The sequence below is a fragment of the Burkholderia sp. JKS000303 genome, from assembly GCF_002563755.1.
Taxonomy (GTDB): Bacteria; Pseudomonadota; Gammaproteobacteria; order Burkholderiales; family Burkholderiaceae; genus Burkholderia; species Burkholderia anthina_B.
Genome location: NZ_PDBZ01000001.1, coordinates 1946251 through 1966115, shown reverse-complemented (window position 1 = coordinate 1966115; position 19865 = coordinate 1946251). Strand labels below are relative to the sequence as shown.

Here is a 19865-nt window from a genome sequence, read left to right as displayed (position 1 = left end):
CCGTTCACCCGAACAGGCCGTGCAGGAACCAGCGCGGCTCGGCCTCGCTGCCCGCCCGCTCCTTGAACACCCAGTAGCACGCACCGGCCTCGTCCTGCGCGACGCAGTAATCGCGTGCCGCGAGCTGGCCGTCGAACCACCCGGCCTCGATCCGTTCGACCGACGACATCATCCTCAGCGGCGTATGAAATACCGGCCGCTCCCCGCGCATCAACAACGGCAGCGGCTCCGCCAGCAACCACGCGGGCCTCGGCGGCACGGCCGGCGGCCCGGCAGCCGGCTTGCCGGCCTGCGCATCGAGCGGCAGCCAGCGGTTCGCCGCCTCGGGCCGGTGATCGGCGACGGGCGCCGCGCGCAGCACGTTGTCCGCGCCGAGCCGCGCGACCAGCAGCTCGAACAGCCGCGCGCGCGTCTCGCGCGTGCCGCCCGGTTCGGGGAACAGATCGTCGGCCGGCGGCGCGACCGATTCGACGCGCGTGGCCTTCAGACGCACGGCGATCACCGCGGCCGGCAACTCGACGCGCGCGAGCCGCTCGCCGAGCAGCCGCACGAAATGCGCCTCGTCACGCACGGGGGCCGCGAACGCGAGCTCGAGCGGCGTCGGCGGCACGGCCTGACGGCCGCGCTCGTGCTCGAGATCGAACGTCATCGCGGCCAGCGACAACTGTCGCGCGGCCAGCCACCCGCACAACTGCACGACGAGCCGCCGTGCGACGAACAGCACGGCCTCCGCGTATTCGACGCGCTCCGGCAATTCGAACCGCACGTCGAACACGGGCGGCACCGCCATCCACGCAAGCGGCTCGACCGCGTCGCCGTACGCACGATCGAGTGCGGCAAGCAACGCCGGACCGCAGCGGCGCTGCAGCCCCGCGCGCGGCAAGCCGCGCAGATCGGCGAGCGTGCGGCAGCCGAGGCCGTCGAACCAGCCCGCATACGGGCGCGCCTCGGGCAACAGCACGCACGGCAAGCGATCGAGCACACGAACGAGCGAGGCCGGCGCGGCCACGCGACGCCGGATGCGGGCGCGCGCCGACACGCGCGCGAGCAGCCACGCGCCGCGCCCGGTCGGCGCGGCGGACAGGCGCGCCGCATAGCCGAGCGCCGCGAGCGTCGCGCGCACCTGGCGGCACAGCGACGGCAGGCCGCCGAACAGGCGCAGGCTCGGGCCGACGTCGACGATCAGCGTGGCTTCGTCGTCGAGCGCGACGCACGGCGAGAAGCGCAGCAACGCGAGCGCGACCGCGCGCAGCGCATCGGCCTCGCGCGCGGGATCGCGTTCGACGAGCCGCGTGTCGGGCGCGAGCGTCAGCACGCCGCCGCGCTTCATGCCCGCGCGCACGCCCTGCCGGCGCGCCGGTGCGTCGGCAATCAGCACGACGCCCTGTTCGAGCACCGCGCAGCCGGCATCGCCGGCCGCTGCGTCAGACGGCGGCGGGGCGCACACGTCGAGCGGCAGGCGCGGCAGATGGATGCCGAGCAAGACGCGCATAGCGGCTCTCCACGATGGGCGACGGCAAATCGAGCGTAAGCGGTTCGCTGCGCGCGGGCCCGCGACGCTTGACGATGTCGAGCGACACGCCGCCCGGCACCGGATACAGCGCGACGCGCAGCATGGCCGGCGACGGCTGGCGTGCGGCCGACAGCGGACGCAGCATCACGAACAGCGTGTCGCCGGTGCGTGCGGCCGCGAGATGCAGGCGCCGCAATGCATCGGGGCGCGCGTCCTGCCAGAGCAGCAGCGCGCCGCAGCAGCCCGTCTTGAGCGCCTGCTCGGCGGCCCACAACGCATCGGTGCGGTTGCCGGCGCGCAGCCACAGCAGCGCATCGGACGGCACGCCGAGACTGGCGAGCGCGGTCGCATGCGGCGACTGCGGCGGCGCGACGAGCGCGAGCGGACGCCGCGCGCTGACGGTGTGCGCGAGTGCCGGCGCGAGCAGCCGCATCTCGCCGCTGCCCGGCTGCGCGGCCAGCAGTTCGACGAGCCCGCCGACCGGCCAGCCGCCGCCCGGCAGCTCGGCCGACAGCGGCGCAAAGCCCGTGTCGATCGTGCGCTGACTGCCGCGCGCGAGCTGCGAACCACGCCACAGCGACGGATGGAGGGATTCGGGAGAAATGGAGGATGCGAGCATGACGCCACCCACAACTGTATGGATATACAGTATATGGCAATGCGCTCGCATCGCACAGTGCTGGTACGAAACCAGCCTTTTGTCAGATGAGACGCGGAAGAAAAACCGGCGTGCTCGTCATGTTACGGCGAACCGGCCCGGGCGTGGCCGACTCGCACCGGCCGAACGCCCACGGCAACCACCCGGCCCCGACGCGACGCCGGCGAAACCGGATCGCGCCGCCGGGCCTGCAGGCGAACCGGCACGATGCCTGCACCGCACACCGCGCCGATCCGCCTGTCGTGCGTCAGCTGAGCAGCAGCGCGTCGTCGTCGAGCTGCTCGTGACGCACCTTTTCGAACATCTGCAGCAGGTCCGGCACGTCGAGCCCCTTGCGCTGGTCGCCCGACACGTCGAGCACGACCTGCCCCTGGTGCAGCATCACCGTGCGGTCGCCATAGTCGAGCGCCTGTCGCATGCTGTGCGTGACCATCATCGTCGTCAGCTTGCTCTCGGCGACGATGCGCGCGGTCAGCTCCAGCACGAACGCGGCCGTCTTCGGGTCGAGCGCGGCCGTGTGCTCGTCGAGCAGCAGGATCCGCGACGGCCGCAGCGATGCCATCAACAGGCTCACCGCCTGCCGCTGCCCGCCCGACAGCAGCCCGATCCGGTCGGTCAGCCGGTTTTCCAGCCCGAGGTTCAGCAGACGCAGCTTGTCGCGGAACAGCTCGCGCGACGGCCGGTCGAGCGCCGCGCGAAAGCCGCGCCGCCCACCGCGCGCCATCGCGAGCGCCATGTTTTCCTCGATCGTCAGCGCCTCGCAGGTGCCGGCCATCGGGTCCTGGAACACGCGCGCGACGAGGTGCGCGCGGTCCCACGCGGGCTGGCGCGTGACGTCCGTGCCGTCGATCGCGATGCGCCCCGCATCGACGCGCTGGTCGCCGCTGACCGCATTGAGGAAGGTCGACTTGCCGGCGCCGTTCGAGCCGATCACCGCGACGAACTGGCCGTCGGGAATCTCAAGCGACAGTCCGCGCAGCGCGCGCGTTTCGATCGGCGTGCCGGGGTTGAACGTGAGTTTCAGGTCTTGTGCGGACAGCATGTCATGCCCCTCCGTTCTTGCGCGCGAACAGCTTCTTGCGCGTCGCCGGCAACACCAGCGCGATCGTGACGAGCGCGGCCGTCACGAGGTTCAGGTCCTGCGCCTTCAGGCCGATGAATTCGCTGTTCAGCGCGAGCGCGATGAAGAATCGGTAGACGATCGCGCCGAGCACGACGGCGAGCGTCGTCAGCACGAGCCGGCGCGCCGGCAGCAGCGTCTCGCCGATGATCACGGCGGCCAGCCCGATCACGATCGTGCCGATCCCCATCGAGATGTCGGCGCCGCCCTGCGTCTGCGCGAACAGCGCCCCGGCGAGCGCGACGAGCGCGTTCGACAGCGCCATCCCGGCGAGCGTCGCGCGGCCCGTCGCGATGCCTTGCGCACGCGCCATCCGCGGGTTCGCGCCGGTCGCGCGCATCGCGAGGCCGAGCTGCGACGAGAAGAACCAGTCGAGGCCGAGCTTCGCGACCACCACGACGATCGCGAGCAGCGCCGGGCGCAGCACGTAGTCGGGCATCCAGTCGGGTTGCAGCACGGTGAAGATCGTCGGCTCGGTGATGAGCGGCACGTTCGGCCGGCCCATGATCCGCAGGTTCACCGAGTAGAGCGCGATCATCATCAGGATACTGGCGAGCAGATCCATGATCTTCAGGCGCACGTTGAGCCAGCCGGTGACGAAACCGGCCAGCGCGCCCGCGACGATCGCGATCACCGTCGACGTGAACGGGTCGTAGCCGGCGGAGATCAGCGTCGCGGCGACGGCGCCGCCGAGCGGAAAGCTGCCGTCGACGGTCAGGTCGGGGAAGTTGAGGATGCGAAACGAGATCAGCACCCCGAGGGCGACGAGACTGAAGATCAGGCCGATCTCCAGGGCGCCCAGAAACGAGAACAGAGACATGATGGGGAAATCCTGTTGCTTCCCGGCCGGACGTGTACGGCCGGGCGAAGCGGACGGGCGGCCCCGGGTGGGAGCCGCCCGTCCGGCGAGGTTGTCCAGGCCCGGATCGGGCCTGCAAGCGCGGCGGTCGGGCCGCTTACTTGATGACCGTCTTCGCTTCCTTCACGAGCTCCGGCGACAGCGTCACGCCCTGCTTCGCGGCCGCGCCCGTGTTCACGAACAGTTCGAGGTTGTTGCTCGTCTCCGACGCGATCGCGCCCGGCTTCTCGCCCTTCAGGATGCGCGCGACGATCTTGCCGGTCTGGCGGCCGAGGTCGCCGTAGTTGATGCCGAGCGCCGCGATGCCGCCGCGCTTCACGCTGTCGGTGTCGCCGGCGACGAGCGGGATCTTCGCTTCGTTCGCGACCTTCACGAGCGCTTCGTACGCGGACACGACGTTGTTGTCGGTGTTCGTGTAGATCACGTCGACCTTGCCGATCAGGCTCTTCGCGGCCGGGCCGATGTCGACGGTGCGCGGCGCGGCCGCTTCCTTCAGCGTCATGCCCTGCTTCGCGAGGATCTCCTTGAGTTCCTTCACGACCACGACCGAGTTCGCCTCGCCCGGGTTGTAGACCATCCCGACCGTCTTCGCCTTCGGCACGACCTGCTTGATCAGCGCGACCTGGCGGTCGAGCGGCAGCTTGTCGGATACGCCCGTCACGTTGGTGCCCGACGGGCCCCAGCCCTTCACGAGCTGCGCGGCAACCGGATCGGTCACGCCCGAGTAGACGACCGGCACGCTCTTGGTCGCCGCGACGACCGACTGTGCGGCCGGCGTCGCGATCGCGACGATCACGTCGGGCTGGTCGCCGACGAACTTGCGTGCGATCTGCGCGGCCGTGCCCGTGTTGCCCTGCGCGCTCTGGTATTCCCACTTGAGCTTGTCGTCGCCGTAGCCTTCCGCCTTCAGTTCGGCGCGCACGCCGTCGCGGATCGCGTCGAGTGCCGGATGGTCGACGATCGACAGCACCTTGACCGTCTGCGCGTGCGCAGCACCGGCCAGTGCGAGTGCGGCCACGCCGGCCGTGATCGAACGGATCGCGAAAGTCTTGAAACGCTTCATGGGTGAGTCTCCCCCGTATTTGTGTCGGTTCTGGATGATGGATTCCCGCCGTCGTCGTGCAGGTGCCGGCGCGCGCAATGCAGCGGCACCGGCCTCGCGCGGGCCCCGGGAAGGCGCGCGGCGGCGAACGCATGAGAATACCATTTCCGCAGACCACCGCCTGACTCCGCGCTTTCGCGCAACCGGCCGGCGCACACCGGTTGCATGCCGCGTCGAAACGCGCGAGACGCTTGGCCGGCGGCAGTTTGCGCCAGGGTCGGCGCAACGCGTCAGCCGCCGTCTCGGCTTTACGTTATCCTGTCGACCGACCCAGTCCACTCCAGCGGAGGGCAGATGAAACCGGGGATCCGTGCCGCCGCCTTCGCGGCCGTCGCGCTGCTGCAGCCGGGCGCGGCATTCGCGCTGACCGACGGCAATGCACCCTACGACGACTGCATGCTCAACGCGCTGCGCGAGAGCCGCAACGGCGCGGCGGCCCAGTTGATCCAGCGCTCGTGCGACGCGCTGTACCGCAACAACGCGATGCTGCTGCCGCGCGAGCGGCGCTATCACGAGTGCGTCGTGCAGTCGCTGCCGGGCGTGCGCGACAACTACGCGATCCAGCAGATCATGGCGATCTGCTCGCGGCGCGGCGAGATGTGAGACGGCGCAACCGCCGCGCGGCCGCGAGTCGTAAGCAGCCGCGCCAATGAAAAAAGGCCTGCGCGATGCAGGCCCTTTCGTTTCAACGGTCGGATCGGTGCGGCGCTCAGAACGACGCGACCATCGAGCCCTTGAACTGCTTGTTGATGAATTCCTTCACTTCACGCGACTGGTACGCCTTGACCAGCTTCTTCACCCACGGCTGATCCTTGTCCTTCGCGCGCACGGCGATCACGTTCGCGTACGGGCTCGTCAGCGATTCGAGCGCGATCGCGTCCTTGGTCGGCTGCAGGTTCGCGGCGATCGCGTAGTTCGTGTTGATCACGGCGGCGTCGACGTCCGACAGCACGCGCGGCAGTTGCGCGGCGTCGAGCTCGGAGATCTTCAGCTTCTTCGGGTTGTCGACGATGTCGAGCACCGTCGCGTTGTTGCCGCCCGTGGCAGCGCCGGTCTTCAGCTTGATCACGCCTTGCGCCTGCAGCAGCAGCAGTGCGCGGTTCTCGTTCGACGGATCGTTCGGCACCGCGAGCTTCGCGCCTTGCGGCAGATCCTTCAGCGACTTGAACTTCTTCGAGTACACGCCCATCGGCGAAATGTAGGTCAGGCCCGCGGTCACGATCTTGTAGCCGCGCTGCTTCACCTGGCTGTCGAGGTAGGGCTGGTGCTGGAAGCTGTTCGCGTCGAGGTCACCCGCGTCGAGCGCCGCATTCGGCTGCACGTAGTCGTTGAACTCGATGACCTTCACGTTCAGGCCTTCCTTCTCCTTCGCGACCTTCTGCACGACTTGCCACACTTCCGAATCCGGACCGGCAACCGTACCGACCTTGATCACCTTGTCTTCGGCGTGCGCGCCAGCCGACAGCGTCAGTGCGGCACCGGTGGCCAGCACGGAAAATACCTTCAGGAGACTGCGACGCTTCATCTGTTTCTCGCTTTCTTGCTAACTGAAAAATGGGGGCGCGATGCGGGTATGCCCCGACTCGCAGGAAGGGGCAAATGGTGTCACAGGACGCGCCGGAAGTGAAATACATCCCGCTCATATGGGTATGCACCGCGGCGGTGCTGGCGGGGATGGCGCGAGTCGGCCGTTAGTTGCGTTTCATGAGACGGAAGGACAGCCTTCCCGTCCAGACTGCCGGCCGGGCGCGATGCTTCATGACGTCGCGCCCGCCCTCGTCGACCGCAGCGTGCCGCGATCGTTACACGGCGACCGTTTCTTCCGCGGGACGCACGCCGAACGCCGGTTCGCCGGCGCGATGCGACGCGCCACCACCATTGCCACCACCGGCACCGCCGACCCGGAATGCGCCAACCGCGTCGCGCAGCCGCCCGGCCTGCTCCTGCAGCGACGCGGCCGCCGCGGCGGCCTCCTCGACGAGTGCCGCGTTCTGCTGCGTGACCTGGTCCATCTGCGTGACCGCGCGCCCGACCTGCGTGATGCCGCTCGCCTGCTCTTCGGACGCGGCCGCGATCTCGCCCATGATGTCGGTCACGCGCGCGACCGCCTGCAGGATCTCGCCCATCGTCGTGCCGGCCTGGCCGACCAGCGTCGAGCCGTTGCGCACGCGCTCGACCGAGTCGACGATCAGCTCGCGGATCTCCTTCGCGGCCGTCGCGCTACGCTGCGCGAGCGAGCGCACCTCGCCCGCGACCACCGCGAACCCGCGCCCCTGCTCGCCGGCGCGCGCGGCCTCGACCGCCGCATTCAGCGCGAGGATGTTGGTCTGGAACGCAATGCCCTCGATCACGCCGATGATGTCGGCGATCTTGCGCGAGCTGTCGTCGATCTCGCCCATCGTGCCGATCACGCGGCTCACGACGTCGTTGCCCGCGCGCGCGATCTCCGATGCGTTGTTCGCGAGCCCGCTCGCCTGCCGCGCGTTGTCGGCGTTCTGCTTCACCGTCGCGGTCAGCTGCTCCATGCTCGCGGCCGTTTCTTCCAGCGACGCGGCCTGCTCCTCGGTACGCTGCGACAGGTCGTCGTTGCCGGACGCGATCTCGCGACTCGCGGATGCGATCGACTCGGCCGACTGGCGAATCCCGCCGATCGTCGCCTGCAGGCGCGCCTGCATGTCGCGCATCGCGGCCATCATGCTCGTGCTGTCGCCGTCGCGCACGGGCACCGGCCGGCTCAGGTCGCCCTGCGCGATACGGGTCGCCAGCGCGGCCGCTTCGTCCGGCTCGCCGCCGAGGCTGCCGCGCACGTTGCGGATGATCACGAGCATCGCCGCGCTGATCACGAAGCCGATCACGAACACGACCGCGAGGTGACCGAACAGCGTCCGGTAGTAGACGGTATCAATGTCCTTCAGGAACACGCCGCTCGAGATGTTCCAGTCCCACGGCGCGAAGCGCGTGACGTAGCTGATCTTCGGCACGGCCGTCTCGCTGTGCGGCAGCCGTCCGCGATACTCGGCGAAGCCGCTGCCGGTCGCCTTCGCGGCATTCAGGATCGTGACGAACAGCGGCTTGCCGTCCGGATCGAGATAGTCCCCGACCTGCGTGCCGACGAGCTTCGGCAACGTCGGGTGCATCAGCACGACGGGTTTCGAGTCCATCACGAACACGTAGCCCGAATCGCCGTAGCGCATCGCGGCCAGGCTCGCGAGCGCATCGCGCTTCGCGTCGGCCTCGGGCAGCGTGCCGTTCTGCGCGAGCGCGTGATACGCGCTCACGATGCCGGCCGCCGAGTCGACGAGGTTCGCGATGCCTTCCTTGCGTTCGGCGAGCATCGTCGCGCGCGTCTCGTACGCACTCCATGCGCCGACGCCGAGAAGGCCGATCCATACCAGCGCAAGCGCGAGCCACAGCTTGCGGTTCAAACTCATTCTGCTCATCTGCATGCCTCTAGTCGATGTCGATGCCCGGAATGCGCGCGCGAGGGTCTCGACCGCACGCAAACGGTTGCTTCCATATTTACGGCAGCGACACTTACAACTTGAATACACGCATCCGGCGCGCAATGCCCGGCACGACACCGAACGGCCGCTGTGCTACAAAGACCGGCTGGCCGGCACGCACCGCGCCGGCGACATTCCAGGGCCATCCATGTACGTCATCGACATCCACTACACCGCGTCGCTCGAGCGCATCGACGACGCGCTCGAACGCCATCGCGCGTATCTGCAGCCGCTGCTGGAGCGCGGCATCTTCATCGCGGCAGGGCCGAAGGTGCCGCGCGAAGGCGGCGTGATCCTCGCGGCCCGCATCGATCGCGACGAACTGGACGCGATCCTGAAGACCGATCCGTTCGTGACCGAAGGGCTCGCGACCTATCGCGTGACCGAATTCAGGATCACGCGCGCCGCGCAGGGCTTCAACGTACCGGCGCTGCCGTAACGCGCCCGGGCGCGAATGTGCGTGCGCGTGCGCGTGCACGCCGCGCGACGAGGCGGTGCAGGCAATTTGAGGGGGAAGCAGGAAGCATGCGTGACGGCACGTCGAGGCCGTCACGCGTATCGCCGGGCGAGCGCCCGGGCGATCAGGCGGCGCGCGCCGCTCAGTCGACCAGCAGTTTCAGGTCGTGGACCCACGGGCCGGGGCCCTGGCCGTCGCGCACGAACAGGCGCAGCTTGCCGTCGCGATCGAACACGTAGCTCGCGGCGGTGTGATCCATCGTGTAGCTGCCGGGCGTCTTGCCGGGCACCTTCGCGTAGTACACGCGGAAATCCTTCGTGATCTTCTTCAGCTGCGCCTCGTCGGCCGGCCGCAGGCCGATGAACGACGGATCGAACGCGGGCACGTACTGGCCGAGCAGCGCGGGCGTATCGCGCTCCGGATCGACGGTGACGAACAGCACCTGCACGCGCTTCGCGGCATCCGGCCCGAGCTGCTTCAGCGCCTCGGACAGCTCGGCCATCGTCGTCGGACAGACGTCCGGGCAATGCGTATAGCCGAAGAACATCACGACCGCACGGCCCTTGAAGTCGGCCAGCGTACGTACCTTGCCGGTCGTGTCGGGCAGCGAGAAATCGGTGCCGAACTGCGTGTTGCCGGTGATGTCGAGATTCTGGAATTTCGGCGCGTTGTCGCATCCGGCGAGCAGCAGGGCTGCCGAAAATGCGCACGCCAGCATCCAGCCTTGGCGCGCGCGGCGCCCGAACCGTGAATGGAGCATTGCGTTCAAACCGTGCAGTTACACGCCGAGCAGCGGACGTGCGTAGTGATCGACGAGCAGCGCGGCGAACAGCAGCGACAGGTAGACGATCGAGTAGCGGAAAGCCTTGCGGGCGAGTTCATCCGAGTAATCGCGGTAGATCTTCCACGCATAGGCGAGGAACACCGCACCGAGCAGCACCGCACTCGTCAGATAGACGGCCCCGCTCATCCCGGAGATGAACGGCATCAGCGTGACCGCGAACAGGATGACCGTGTACAGCAGGATGTGCAGCCGCGTGAACTTCTCGCCGTGCGTGACGGGCAGCATCGGCAGGCCCGCGTTCTCGTAGTCCTTGCGGCGATAGAGCGCGAGCACCCAGAAATGCGGCGGCGTCCACACGAAGATGATCAGCACGAGGATCCACGCGTCACCCGGCACCGCGCCGGTGACCGCGGCCCAGCCGAGCGCCGGCGGCATGGCGCCCGACGCACCGCCGATCACGATGTTCTGCGGCGTCATCGGCTTGAGCAGCAACGTATAGATGACCGCGTAGCCGACGAACGTCGCGATCGTCAGCCACATCGTCAACGGATTCGTGAACGTATAGAGCGTCCATGCGCCGACGCCGCCGAGCACGGCGGAGAACAGCAGGATCTGCGGCGTCGTGATCTCGCCGCGCGCGGACGGGCGCCACGCGGTGCGGCGCATCATCGCGTCGATCTTCTGCTCGACGAGACAGTTGATCGCGAACGCGGCGCCGGCCAGCAGCCAGATGCCGACCGTGCCGCCGATCAGCACATGCCACGGCACCATGCCCGGTGTCGCGAGAAACATGCCGATCACCGCGCAGAACACTGCGAGCTGCGTGACACGCGGCTTCGTCAGCGCCATGTACTGCGAAAACCGGCTACCGGGCGATTGGGAAAGGGTGCTTTGCATGGGGACGGTCACGCCGGGGCGGCGTCGCGCGCGGGCTGCACGACACGGCCGGGGCGGCTTGAAAGGATGCGAAAGTTTAACATGACGACGAGCAGCAGCAGGATCGCGGCGCCGCCGTTGTGCGCGACGGCCACCGGCAGCGGCCATTGCAGCACGATGTTGGTCAGGCCCGTCACGAACTGCAGCAGCACGACCAGCAGCACGCCGTTCGCAGGCCGCCGCAGCGACTCGAAGCGGCGCATCTTCAGCGCGAACGCAGCCAGATACGCGACGACGACGAACGCGAACGTGCGGTGCGTCCAGTGGATCGCGACCAGCGCGTCCTGCGTGATCGCCTCGCCGTCCTGCGTCATCCCGAGCGCGCGCCAAAGATGGAAGCCCTGACTGAAGTTCATCGGCGGGATCCACTGGCCGTTGCAGGTCGGGAAATCGGTACACGCGAGCACCGCGTAGTTGGTGCTCACCCAGCCACCGAGCGCGATCTGCACGACCAGCAACACGAGCGCCGCGAGCGCGGCCGCGCGGTAGCGGCCGGCCTCCGGATCATGCGACGGCAGCGGCGTCTGCCGCGCCGCGAGCCAGCCGAGCGTGCCGAGCAGCGTCAAGCCGAGCAGCAGGTGGGTCGTGACGATCACGGGCTGCAGCTTCATCGTGACGGTCCACGCGCCGAACACGCCCTGCACGACGATCAGCAGCAACAGGCTCGTCGGCCACCACGGCGACACGTGCAGCGGCCGGCGGCGCAGCCGCGCGGTCCAGGCGATCACGACCTGCGCGATGATCAGCACGCCGATCGCCATCGCGAAATAGCGGTGGATCATCTCGATCCACGCCTTCGACATGCTGACGGGGCCGGTCGGCATCGCCTGGTGCGCGGCCGTGATCGCGGCATGCGCGATGAACGGCGACGACGTGCCGTAGCAGCCCGGCCAGTCCGGGCAACCGAGGCCCGAATCGGTCAGCCGCGTGAAGCCGCCGAACATCACCAGGTCGAGGGTCAGGAACGTGGTGATCCACACCAGCTTGCGGAACTTGTTGTCGTCGGCCTTCACCCACACGTACGACAGCGGCAGCAGCGCGATACAGAAGCCGATCAGGCCGAGTTGCAGTAGATACGACATCGAATGTTTGCCTCGTTGTCTCGCCTTAACCGATGCTCGACCACTTCAGCAGCTTCGTGACGTCCGTCTTGATCTTGCTGGGGTTCGGGTTCTTCGGGAAACGCATCATCAGGTTGCCGTTCGGGTCGACCATGTAGATATGGTCGGTGTCCTTCGTGCCGGCGTCGGCCGGCAGCCACGCGGCGATCGCGGCCGGATCGGCGACCAGCCGACGCGTGTCGGGATAGGCTTCCAGCACCTTCGGCGGAATCGCGGCCGCATCGCTGCGCAGCCACACCATCGTGATCCGGTGCCGCTCGCCCGCCTGCGTGACGCGGATCTGGCGCATGAAATAGAGCTTTTCCGCGCATGCGTCGTCGCACGCGCTGGGGTCGGTCATCACGAACAGCCACACGCCGCGCAGCGACGACAGCGGGACCGTCTTGCCGGTTTCGTCGGTGGCCTGCAGATCGGCCGGAATCGGCCGCTGCGGCTCGATCAGCGTGCCGTAGTTGGTCGAACCGCCCTTCGGCTTGATCACGTAATAGGTGAAGTACGACGCGAGTATCGGCGCCGCGCACACAAGGCCGAGCAGCACGAGCATCCAGCGGCCGCGCTTGCGGGCCGCCGGTGAAACCGGCGCCGTGGCCGAACCCTGACGGGAAGATTGCATGGACAAATCAAACCTCTCGAAACGAACCCGCGGCACCGTCGCCGCGTCCGGGCACTGCGCTCACGCGCCGGCCGACTTCTTCGCCGCACGCCGCGCGGCGTACAGACCGAAACCGAGCGCGGCCGCCGCCATGGCCCACCACTGAAACATGTAACCGTAATTGCGCTCGACGCCGAGCGTCGCCGCCGGCCAGTCGCGCACGAGCTTGTCGCCGTCATCGCTCGTCTGCTGGATCACGAACGGCTGCAACGGCAGCCCCGTTTCCTTCGCATACGCGCCGACGTCCAGGTTCTGCCGGATCTTCTGGTGCGCGGCCGAGCCGCCTTCGCCGAGCTCGAACGCCCGCGACGCGTCGGCGCGCGCGATCCCTTCGATCTCGACTTCGCCGGCGGGCGTCGGGAACGGCTCGATCGCTGTGCGATCGGAGATGTTGCGCGGCAGCCAGCCGCGATTGACCAGCACGACGCCACCGCCCGTGAGTTTAAACGGCATCACGACGTAAAAACCCGGCTGGTCGTTATACGGCCGATTGTCGAGGAACACCGCTTGCTCCGGCATGAAGCGGCCCGTGGCCCGCACGCGGTGAAACTCGATCGACGCCAGCGGCATCGGTTGCGCACCGACATCGACGGGCGCCGCGTGCTCGTAGCGGACGATATTCGCCTGCAGCGCTTCCTTCTGGTGCGCGCGGTCGCGCTGCCAGAACCCGAGACGGATCGTGACCGCGACGACGATGAGGATCAGCAGCGCAGGCAGCAAACGGATCTTCATCATGCCGCCCGCCAGGCGCATTCGCGAAAGCGAAGTGCGATAATTATCCTCTTCCTTCCGAATTGCCGTCGTCCGGTTCGTGTCATGCACATACTCGTTCCTATTGCCTTCGTCCTCATCATCGCCAGCATGGGCTCGGCGCTCTACTTCATGATGCATGACCGCGGCCACACGAAACGCATGGCCTGGTCGCTCGCCACCCGCGTCGGGCTGTCGGTCTCGCTGTTCCTGTTCATCCTGCTCGCGAACTGGATGGGCTGGATCCATTCGACCGGCCTGCCAGTCGGGCGTTGATGCGCGCGCCGCAGCGGCCACTGTGACATTTCGCCGCATAGCGGCGCCACCAAGCAAAAGCGCCGCCTGACTGAGTCGTGGCGGCGCCGGGTTGGCGTTGAGCACAAGCAGCCAGCCGCTGCTCCGTCCCCGCCAATGAAAACGGCCCGCGCATCGCTGCGCGGGCCGTTGTTGCATTTACAGCCAGTAGACGACGACGTACAGGCCAAGCCAGACGACGTCGACGAAGTGCCAGTACCACGCGGCGCCTTCGAATGCGAAGTGATGATCGGGCGTGAAGTGGCCGCGAATCATCCGCACCAGCACCACCGCGAGCATCGTACCGCCGAGGAACACGTGGAAGCCGTGGAAGCCCGTCAGCAGGAAGAACGTCGAGCCGTACACGCCCGAATTCAGCGTCAGGTTCAGTTCGTTGTACGCGTGGTAGTACTCGAAGCCCTGCAGGAACAGGAAGCAGATACCGAACACGAGCGTCGCGGCCAGCCAGGCGATCGCCTTCTTGCGATGATCGTCGCGCAGCGCGTGGTGCGAGATCGTCAGCGTCACGCCCGACGACAGCAGGAATGCGGTGTTCAGCGTCGGGATCGGCCACGGGCCCATCGTCTTGAAGTGACCGGCGAGCGCGGCGGGGCCTTCGTTCGGCCACACGGCGGAGAAGTCCGGCCAGATCAGCTTGTAGTCGAGGCTGCCGAGCTGGTGCAGCGCGATTTCACGCGCATAGAACAGCGCGCCGAAGAATGCGCCGAAGAACATCACTTCGGAGAAGATGAACCAGCTCATGCTCCAGCGGTACGACTTGTCGACGTTCTTGCCGTAATGACCGCCTTCCGACTCGGAAATCGCGTCGCCAAACCAGTGGTACAGCGTGAAGAGCAACCACAGCAGGCCGAGCAGCGCCGTGTACGGAGCCCAGTCGTGACCGTTGATCCACAGCGCCACCGACCCGAGCATGACCAGCAGGCCGATGGCCGCGCTGATCGGATGCTGCGACGGATGCGGCACGAAATAGTACGGGGTCTGGTTTTGACCGCTCATGCTTGATTCTCCACTTCAGTCCAATTTGTGTACCGGAAACCGCTCCGGCTTTATTTCTTGCGCGGCACGACCGCCGCCGCTCTTTCCCGCACGCAGCGCCGAGGCGCTGCGCACTGCATTCTTTCGTGGCCGCGGGCGTCAGCCCACGACCGCGCGCACGATCAGGATCAGCACGCCGATGAACACGCCGGCCGCGATCAACGCGACCAGCAGCACGTGCAGCGGATTGAGCTGCGTTGCATCGGCCTCCAGGTCGCGCCGCTTGCGCACGCCGAAGAACGACCACAACACCGCCTTCAGCGCCTGGCCGAACGTGCCGTTCCGCCTGGTCTCCGTCATCTCGCCGCCTCCGTCATCATGCGCCCGGCGTCGTCGCGCCCTGCGCCGCCGTACTGCGCTGCGCCGGCACCGACGCGGCCGGTGTATTCAGTTCGAAGAACGTGTACGACAGCGTGATCGTCTTCACGTCCTTCGGCAGTTTCGGATCGATCACGAACACCACCGGCATCCTGCGCGACTCGTTCGCGGCCAGTGTCTGCTGCGTGAAGCAAAAGCACTCGATCTTCTTGAAGAACTCCGTCGCCTGCTTCGGCGCGTAGCTCGGAATCGCCTGCGCGACCACCGGCCGGCCCTGCCCGTTCGTCACGTCGTACATGATCGTCGTCAGTTCGCCCGGATGCACGTCGAGGCTGTTGTGCTCCGGCTTGAAGCCGAGCGGGCCGCGTGCATTCGCATCGAATTCCACCGACACCGTACGGCTGTAGTCGACCTGCGAATTCTTCGCCTCACGTTCGCTGACGTCGCGCTGCACCAGGTTGTTGATACCTGTGACCTGGCAAATCGCGCGATACATCGGAATGAGCGCGAAGCCGAACCCGAACATCAGTGCGGCCACGACGAAGAGCTTCACCAGCATCGAACGATTGAATGCGCGATCGACGGCGCCCTCTTCCGGCTTCGACATACGACTGCTTCCTCGCTACTGCGTCAGTTACTGCATCAGTGTGTGGACAACCACCACTGCTTGATCACGACACCCACAAAAAAAACGGCGGCGATGACGAGCAGGATGAGGCCGAGCCGCTTGTTGCCCGCGCGAATCTGCTCGGGCGTACGTCTTTGTTGTGGATTCCGGTTCATCTGAAACTTCGCTGAAATTTCAATTCGGCGCCCGCCGCGCCTGCCTGCGCGGCAGGCAGCGGCGGAGCGCTCGGTGAAACTTATTCGACGTGCGGCGGTTGCTCGAACGTATGGAAGGGAGCCGGGCTCGGCACCGTCCACTCGAGGCCCGTCGCGCCATCCCACGGCTTGTCCGACGCCTTTTCCAGCTCGCCGCCGCCACGGTAGGCCGGCAGCGCGACTGCGAACAGGAAGTACACCTGCGCGAGGCCGAAGCCGAATGCGCCGATCGTCGCGACCTGGTTGAAGTCCGTGAACTGCGCCGGGTAGTCCGCATAGCGGCGCGGCATGCCCGCGAGACCGACGAAGTGCATCGGGAAGAACGTCAGGTTGAAGAAGATCATCGACGCCCAGAAGTGGATCTTGCCGCGCGTCTCGTTGTACATCCAGCCCGTCCACTTCGGTGACCAGTAGTACCAGCCCGCGAACAGCGCGAACAGGGACCCGGCCACCAGCACGTAGTGGAAGTGCGCCACCACGAAGTAAGTGCCGTGGTACTGGATGTCGAGCGGCGCCATCGCCAGCATCAGGCCCGTCAGACCGCCGAACGTGAACACGAACAGGAAGCCGATCGCGAACAGCATCGGGGTTTCGAAGGTCATCGAACCGCGCCACATCGTCGCGAGCCAGTTGAACACCTTCACGCCCGTCGGCACGGCGATCAGCATCGTCGCGTACATGAAGAACAGCTGACCGGTGACCGGCATGCCCGTTGCGAACATGTGGTGCGCCCAGACCATGAACGACAGGATCGCGATCGAAGCCGTCGCGTACACCATCGAGCTATAGCCGAACAGCGTCTTGCGTGCGAACGCCGGGATCACCTGCGACACGATCCCGAACGCCGGCAGAATCATGATGTACACCTCGGGGTGCCCGAAGAACCAGAAGATGTGCTGGTACATCACCGGGTCGCCGCCGCCTGCCGCGTTGAAGAACGACGTGCCGAAGTGGCGGTCGAACAGCACCATCGTGATCGCGCCTGCCAGAACCGGCATCACGGCGATCAGCAGGTACGCCGTGATCAGCCACGTCCATGCGAACATCGGCATCTTCATCAGCGTCATGCCCGGTGCGCGCATGTTCAGGATCGTCACGACGATGTTGATCCCGCCCATGATCGACGATGCACCCATCAAGTGGACCGCGAAAATCGCGAAGTCCATGCCCGGGCCCATCTGCGTCGACAGCGGTGCGTACAGCGTCCAGCCGGCAGCCGTCGCGCCACCCGGCGCGAAGAACGAACCGACCAGCAGCACGGCTGCAACCGGCAGCAGCCAGAAGCTGAAGTTGTTCATCCGTGCGAACGCCATGTCGGATGCGCCGATCTGCAGCGGAATCATCCAGTTCGCGAAACCGACGAATGCCGGCATGATCGCGCCGAACACCATGATCAGACCGTGCATCGTCGTGAGTTCGTTGAAGAACTCCGGACGCATGATCTGCAGGCCCGGCTCGAACAGCTCGGCACGGATGCCGAGTGCCATCACGCCGCCCGACAGGAACATGATGAACGAGAACAGCAGGTACAGCGTACCGATGTCCTTGTGGTTGGTGGCGAACAGCCAACGCCGCCAGCCGTGCGGTGTTTCGTGCGCGTGGTCGTCGTGCGCGTGGTCCGCGGCTACGTCGTGCCCGATGCTAGACATGAGAATCTCCTAATGCGAATACGTCGACTAACTCAGCGACACGTCAAGCCGCCGGGCCGATCTCGACACGCCGGGCTTCCTTCGCGTCAGCCCCGCCCGTGATCGTTTCCGGCTTTTTGAGAATAATGTGGTCTTCCGCCACGCCTGCTGCCTTCAGCGCATCGCGCACGACTTGCGCACGATGCTTGGCCAGTTCGGCGTTCGCGTCGGCCGAGCCCGTCTTGTCGGTGAAGCCCGACAGCGCGAGCTTCGCGTCCGGATGTGCCTTCGCATAGTCGGCCGCTGCGGCGATCGCTGCCTTCGCGTCCGCCGGCAGCACGCTCTTGCCCGTCTCGAAGTAAATCGTCGACAGTGCGGCCGATGCCGCCGGCTGCTCGGCTGCGCCCGACGCGGCTTGCGCCGGCGCCGACGCGGCTTCTGCCGGCGCTGCCGCGCCTGCCGTGTCTTCCGGCATCTTGCCGTTGCGCGCGTCAGCTACTTGCTTCGGCTGCAGCAGATCGTTCTTGTGGTTGTCCCACGAATTGCGCTCGTACGTGATGACCGATGCGATGTCGAGGTCCGACAGCGACGCCCACGACGGCATGGCACCCTTGCCGTGCAGCACGCGCTCGAGGTGGCCGGCGATCGGGCCGTTCACGATCGGGCTGCCGTCCATTGCCGGGAATGCGCCGAGGCCCTTGCCGTTCACCTGGTGGCACGCCGCGCAGTTCGCCTTGTAGACGTCTTCGCCGTGCGAGACGAGTTCGGCCATCGTGTAAACCTTGTTCGGATCGACCGCCGCGCCGGCCAGCTTGGCCTTCTGCGCCGTGACCCACTTCGCGTAGTCGTCTTCCGACAGGACAACGACTACGACCGGCATGAACGCGTGTTCCTTGCCGCACAGTTCAGTACAGAAGCCGCGGAACGTGCCGACCTTGTCTGCCTTGAACCACGTGTCGCGCACGAAGCCGGGGATCGCATCCTGCTTCACGCCGAACGCGGGCACGTACCACGAGTGGACGACGTCGTTCGCGGTCGTGATGATGCGGATCTTCTTGTTGACCGGCACGACGAGCGGGTTGTCGACTTCCTGCAGATAGGTGTCGGTGATCGGCTTCTTGCCCATCACTTCGTCACGCGGGGTGCTGAGCGTCGACAGGAAGCTGATGCCCTCGCCCGGGCCCTTCACGTAGTCGTAGCCCCACTTCCACTGGTAGCCGGTGACCTTGATCGTGAGATCGGCGTTGGTCGTGTCCTTCATGGCGACGACAGCCTTCGTCGCCGGCAGCGCCATCAATACGACGATGATGAACGGCACGATCGTCCAGATGATTTCGACGGTCGTGCTTTCATGGAAATTGGCGGCCTTGTAGCCCTTGGATTTGCGGTGCGCGAAGATCGAATAGAACATCACGCCGAACACGCCGACGAAGATCACCGTACACAGGATCAGCATCATCGTGTGGAGGTCGTAGAGCTCCTCGGCGATCTTCGTGACAGGCGGCTGAAAGTTGATCTCGTTGACGCGGGGGCCGCCCGGGCTATCACCGACCGCCAGAGCAGCGCCGGCAAAGAGCAACCCACTGCATGCCAGCACGCCCGTGAGGGCTCGCTTGATTGTTTTCATAGCATCCTTACCCAAAATTTCCATTCAAACCCTCCCCCGTCGCCAGACGCCGGCCTCTTTGCGGCCGGTGCCCGCGCCTCGTCAGCCGCAGCGCCTGAGCGACACGCGCAGTTCGTCGGCGAACTGCGCACGCTTGTACTGCGCGAGATGCTGCCCGATTACGACGGTCTGCCCGCGCGATACCAGTCGAACCGGATCGCGTGGCGTCGCACCCGGCTCGACCCGCACCCAGCGCGGGTTGAATTCGATCTGCGTGAGCCGCTCCGCATCCATCCGCTCGATCACGAGCCGGTGCGGAAACAGCTTGATGCGTTCGTAATCGACTGCATGGCGAGCATAAATCGCAAATGCGACACCCACTACAAGCAACTCGATTCCGGTGAAGGGCATGACGAGCCAAGCCCCCCGCCACATCAGCAATGCCGCGATCACCAGCGAGAAGCCCGCGAGTGACGCGTAAAACAGCACGAACTGGCGCGGCGACACCGAACAATTACGTTTCATGAGCCAGTCAGCGATGACCGGTTCATTGTTCGTCGTCTCCGCCAAAACCCTCGCTGCTTCCATCGCCGCCTCACGCGAATGGCATGCGATGCATGCCTGCATCGGACTCGCCGCCCCGTATTGCGGGGACCCCAGGACGACAAGCTGACGCATTATAGGCG

General features: G+C 66.6%; 22 protein-coding genes. 3 read left to right on the top strand and 19 right to left on the bottom strand.

What is annotated here, in order from left to right; translation table 11 throughout:
* Positions 1-4 precede the first annotated feature (4 nt).
* From BX604_RS09555 to BX604_RS09535, 5 genes are all read right to left on the bottom strand, one after another.
* The gene (locus tag BX604_RS09555) at positions 5-1492 is read right to left on the bottom strand and encodes a Y-family DNA polymerase (protein WP_098550528.1); all 1488 of its coding nucleotides are present in this window, start codon (positions 1490-1492) and stop codon (positions 5-7) included.
* Positions 1425-2132, bottom strand: coding sequence for a translesion DNA synthesis-associated protein ImuA (gene imuA, locus BX604_RS09550; protein ID WP_098550527.1), 708 nt, complete (start codon positions 2130-2132; stop codon positions 1425-1427). Before imuA ends, BX604_RS09555 begins: the two co-directional genes overlap by 68 nt.
* A gap of 286 nt (positions 2133-2418) precedes the next feature.
* The gene (locus BX604_RS09545) at positions 2419-3213 is read right to left on the bottom strand and encodes an ABC transporter ATP-binding protein (protein WP_098550526.1); all 795 of its coding nucleotides are present in this window, start codon (positions 3211-3213) and stop codon (positions 2419-2421) included.
* Position 3214: 1 nt separating this feature from the next.
* Positions 3215-4111 (bottom strand): ABC transporter permease, encoded by an 897-nt coding sequence (locus BX604_RS09540; protein WP_096507390.1) that lies wholly within the window; start codon positions 4109-4111, stop codon positions 3215-3217.
* Between the two features lie 136 nt (positions 4112-4247).
* A complete protein-coding gene (locus tag BX604_RS09535; protein WP_098550525.1) occupies positions 4248-5213 on the bottom strand; it encodes an ABC transporter substrate-binding protein in 966 nt (321 codons plus the stop codon).
* Between the two features lie 333 nt (positions 5214-5546).
* Here BX604_RS09535 and BX604_RS09530 point away from each other — a divergent pair, with 333 nt between their 5' ends.
* A complete protein-coding gene (locus tag BX604_RS09530; protein WP_098550524.1) occupies positions 5547-5855 on the top strand; it encodes a VF_A0006 family four-cysteine protein in 309 nt (102 codons plus the stop codon).
* Positions 5856-5961: 106 nt separating this feature from the next.
* Here the strand turns inward: BX604_RS09530 and BX604_RS09525 are convergent, their stop codons facing one another.
* Both BX604_RS09525 and BX604_RS09520 read right to left on the bottom strand, forming a co-directional pair.
* The gene (locus BX604_RS09525; protein WP_098550523.1) at positions 5962-6777 is read right to left on the bottom strand and encodes a MetQ/NlpA family ABC transporter substrate-binding protein; all 816 of its coding nucleotides are present in this window, start codon (positions 6775-6777) and stop codon (positions 5962-5964) included.
* A gap of 277 nt (positions 6778-7054) precedes the next feature.
* Complete coding sequence (locus tag BX604_RS09520) at positions 7055-8692, bottom strand: methyl-accepting chemotaxis protein (protein ID WP_098552800.1); 1638 nt, start codon at positions 8690-8692, stop codon at positions 7055-7057.
* Positions 8693-8903: 211 nt separating this feature from the next.
* On the opposite strand from BX604_RS09520, the gene BX604_RS09515 reads away from it, so the two are divergent.
* Positions 8904-9194 carry a YciI family protein gene (locus BX604_RS09515; protein ID WP_039321616.1) on the top strand — a complete coding sequence of 97 codons (291 nt, stop codon included), beginning with the start codon at positions 8904-8906 and terminating at the stop codon, positions 9192-9194.
* A gap of 160 nt (positions 9195-9354) precedes the next feature.
* Here the strand turns inward: BX604_RS09515 and BX604_RS09510 are convergent, their stop codons facing one another.
* Genes BX604_RS09510 through BX604_RS09490 form a run of 5 tightly spaced genes read right to left on the bottom strand, consistent with a single transcriptional unit; the run spans position 9355 to position 13437 of the window.
* Positions 9355-9972 carry an SCO family protein gene (locus tag BX604_RS09510; protein WP_098550522.1) on the bottom strand — a complete coding sequence of 206 codons (618 nt, stop codon included), beginning with the start codon at positions 9970-9972 and terminating at the stop codon, positions 9355-9357.
* A gap of 18 nt (positions 9973-9990) precedes the next feature.
* Positions 9991-10893: a heme o synthase gene (gene cyoE / locus BX604_RS09505; RefSeq protein ID WP_098550521.1), complete on the bottom strand. Its 903-nt coding sequence runs from the start codon at positions 10891-10893 to the stop codon at positions 9991-9993.
* An 8-nt stretch (positions 10894-10901) separates the two neighbouring features.
* A complete protein-coding gene (locus BX604_RS09500) occupies positions 10902-12014 on the bottom strand; it encodes a COX15/CtaA family protein (RefSeq protein WP_098550520.1) in 1113 nt (370 codons plus the stop codon).
* A gap of 25 nt (positions 12015-12039) precedes the next feature.
* Positions 12040-12666, bottom strand: a complete 627-nt coding sequence (locus BX604_RS09495) for an SCO family protein (protein WP_098550519.1) — start codon at positions 12664-12666, stop codon at positions 12040-12042.
* Positions 12667-12726: 60 nt separating this feature from the next.
* Positions 12727-13437, bottom strand: coding sequence for an SURF1 family protein (locus tag BX604_RS09490; RefSeq protein ID WP_244109089.1), 711 nt, complete (start codon positions 13435-13437; stop codon positions 12727-12729).
* A gap of 84 nt (positions 13438-13521) precedes the next feature.
* Between BX604_RS09490 and BX604_RS09485 the strand changes: the two genes are divergently transcribed.
* Positions 13522-13731, top strand: a complete 210-nt coding sequence (locus tag BX604_RS09485; RefSeq protein WP_098550517.1) for a twin transmembrane helix small protein — start codon at positions 13522-13524, stop codon at positions 13729-13731.
* Positions 13732-13908: 177 nt separating this feature from the next.
* Here the strand turns inward: BX604_RS09485 and BX604_RS09480 are convergent, their stop codons facing one another.
* From BX604_RS09480 to BX604_RS09450, 7 genes are all read right to left on the bottom strand, one after another.
* Positions 13909-14766 (bottom strand): cytochrome c oxidase subunit 3, encoded by an 858-nt coding sequence (locus BX604_RS09480; RefSeq protein WP_098550516.1) that lies wholly within the window; start codon positions 14764-14766, stop codon positions 13909-13911.
* Between the two features lie 138 nt (positions 14767-14904).
* A complete protein-coding gene (locus BX604_RS09475) occupies positions 14905-15105 on the bottom strand; it encodes a DUF2970 domain-containing protein (RefSeq protein WP_098550515.1) in 201 nt (66 codons plus the stop codon).
* 16 nt (positions 15106-15121) lie between these two features.
* Positions 15122-15730, bottom strand: a complete 609-nt coding sequence (locus tag BX604_RS09470; protein WP_098550514.1) for a cytochrome c oxidase assembly protein — start codon at positions 15728-15730, stop codon at positions 15122-15124.
* 35 nt (positions 15731-15765) lie between these two features.
* Entirely contained in the window at positions 15766-15906 is a 141-nt protein-coding gene (locus tag BX604_RS38930) for a cytochrome oxidase small assembly protein (protein ID WP_027789063.1), read from the bottom strand.
* An 80-nt stretch (positions 15907-15986) separates the two neighbouring features.
* On the bottom strand, positions 15987-17594 hold the full coding sequence (ctaD, locus tag BX604_RS09460; protein ID WP_098550513.1) for a cytochrome c oxidase subunit I: 1608 nt from the start codon (positions 17592-17594) through the stop codon (positions 15987-15989).
* A 43-nt stretch (positions 17595-17637) separates the two neighbouring features.
* Positions 17638-19224, bottom strand: coding sequence for a cytochrome c oxidase subunit II (gene coxB / locus BX604_RS09455; protein WP_098550512.1), 1587 nt, complete (start codon positions 19222-19224; stop codon positions 17638-17640).
* A 57-nt stretch (positions 19225-19281) separates the two neighbouring features.
* Positions 19282-19806: a DUF2244 domain-containing protein gene (locus tag BX604_RS09450; RefSeq protein ID WP_098550511.1), complete on the bottom strand. Its 525-nt coding sequence runs from the start codon at positions 19804-19806 to the stop codon at positions 19282-19284.
* Positions 19807-19865: the final 59 nt, after the last annotated feature.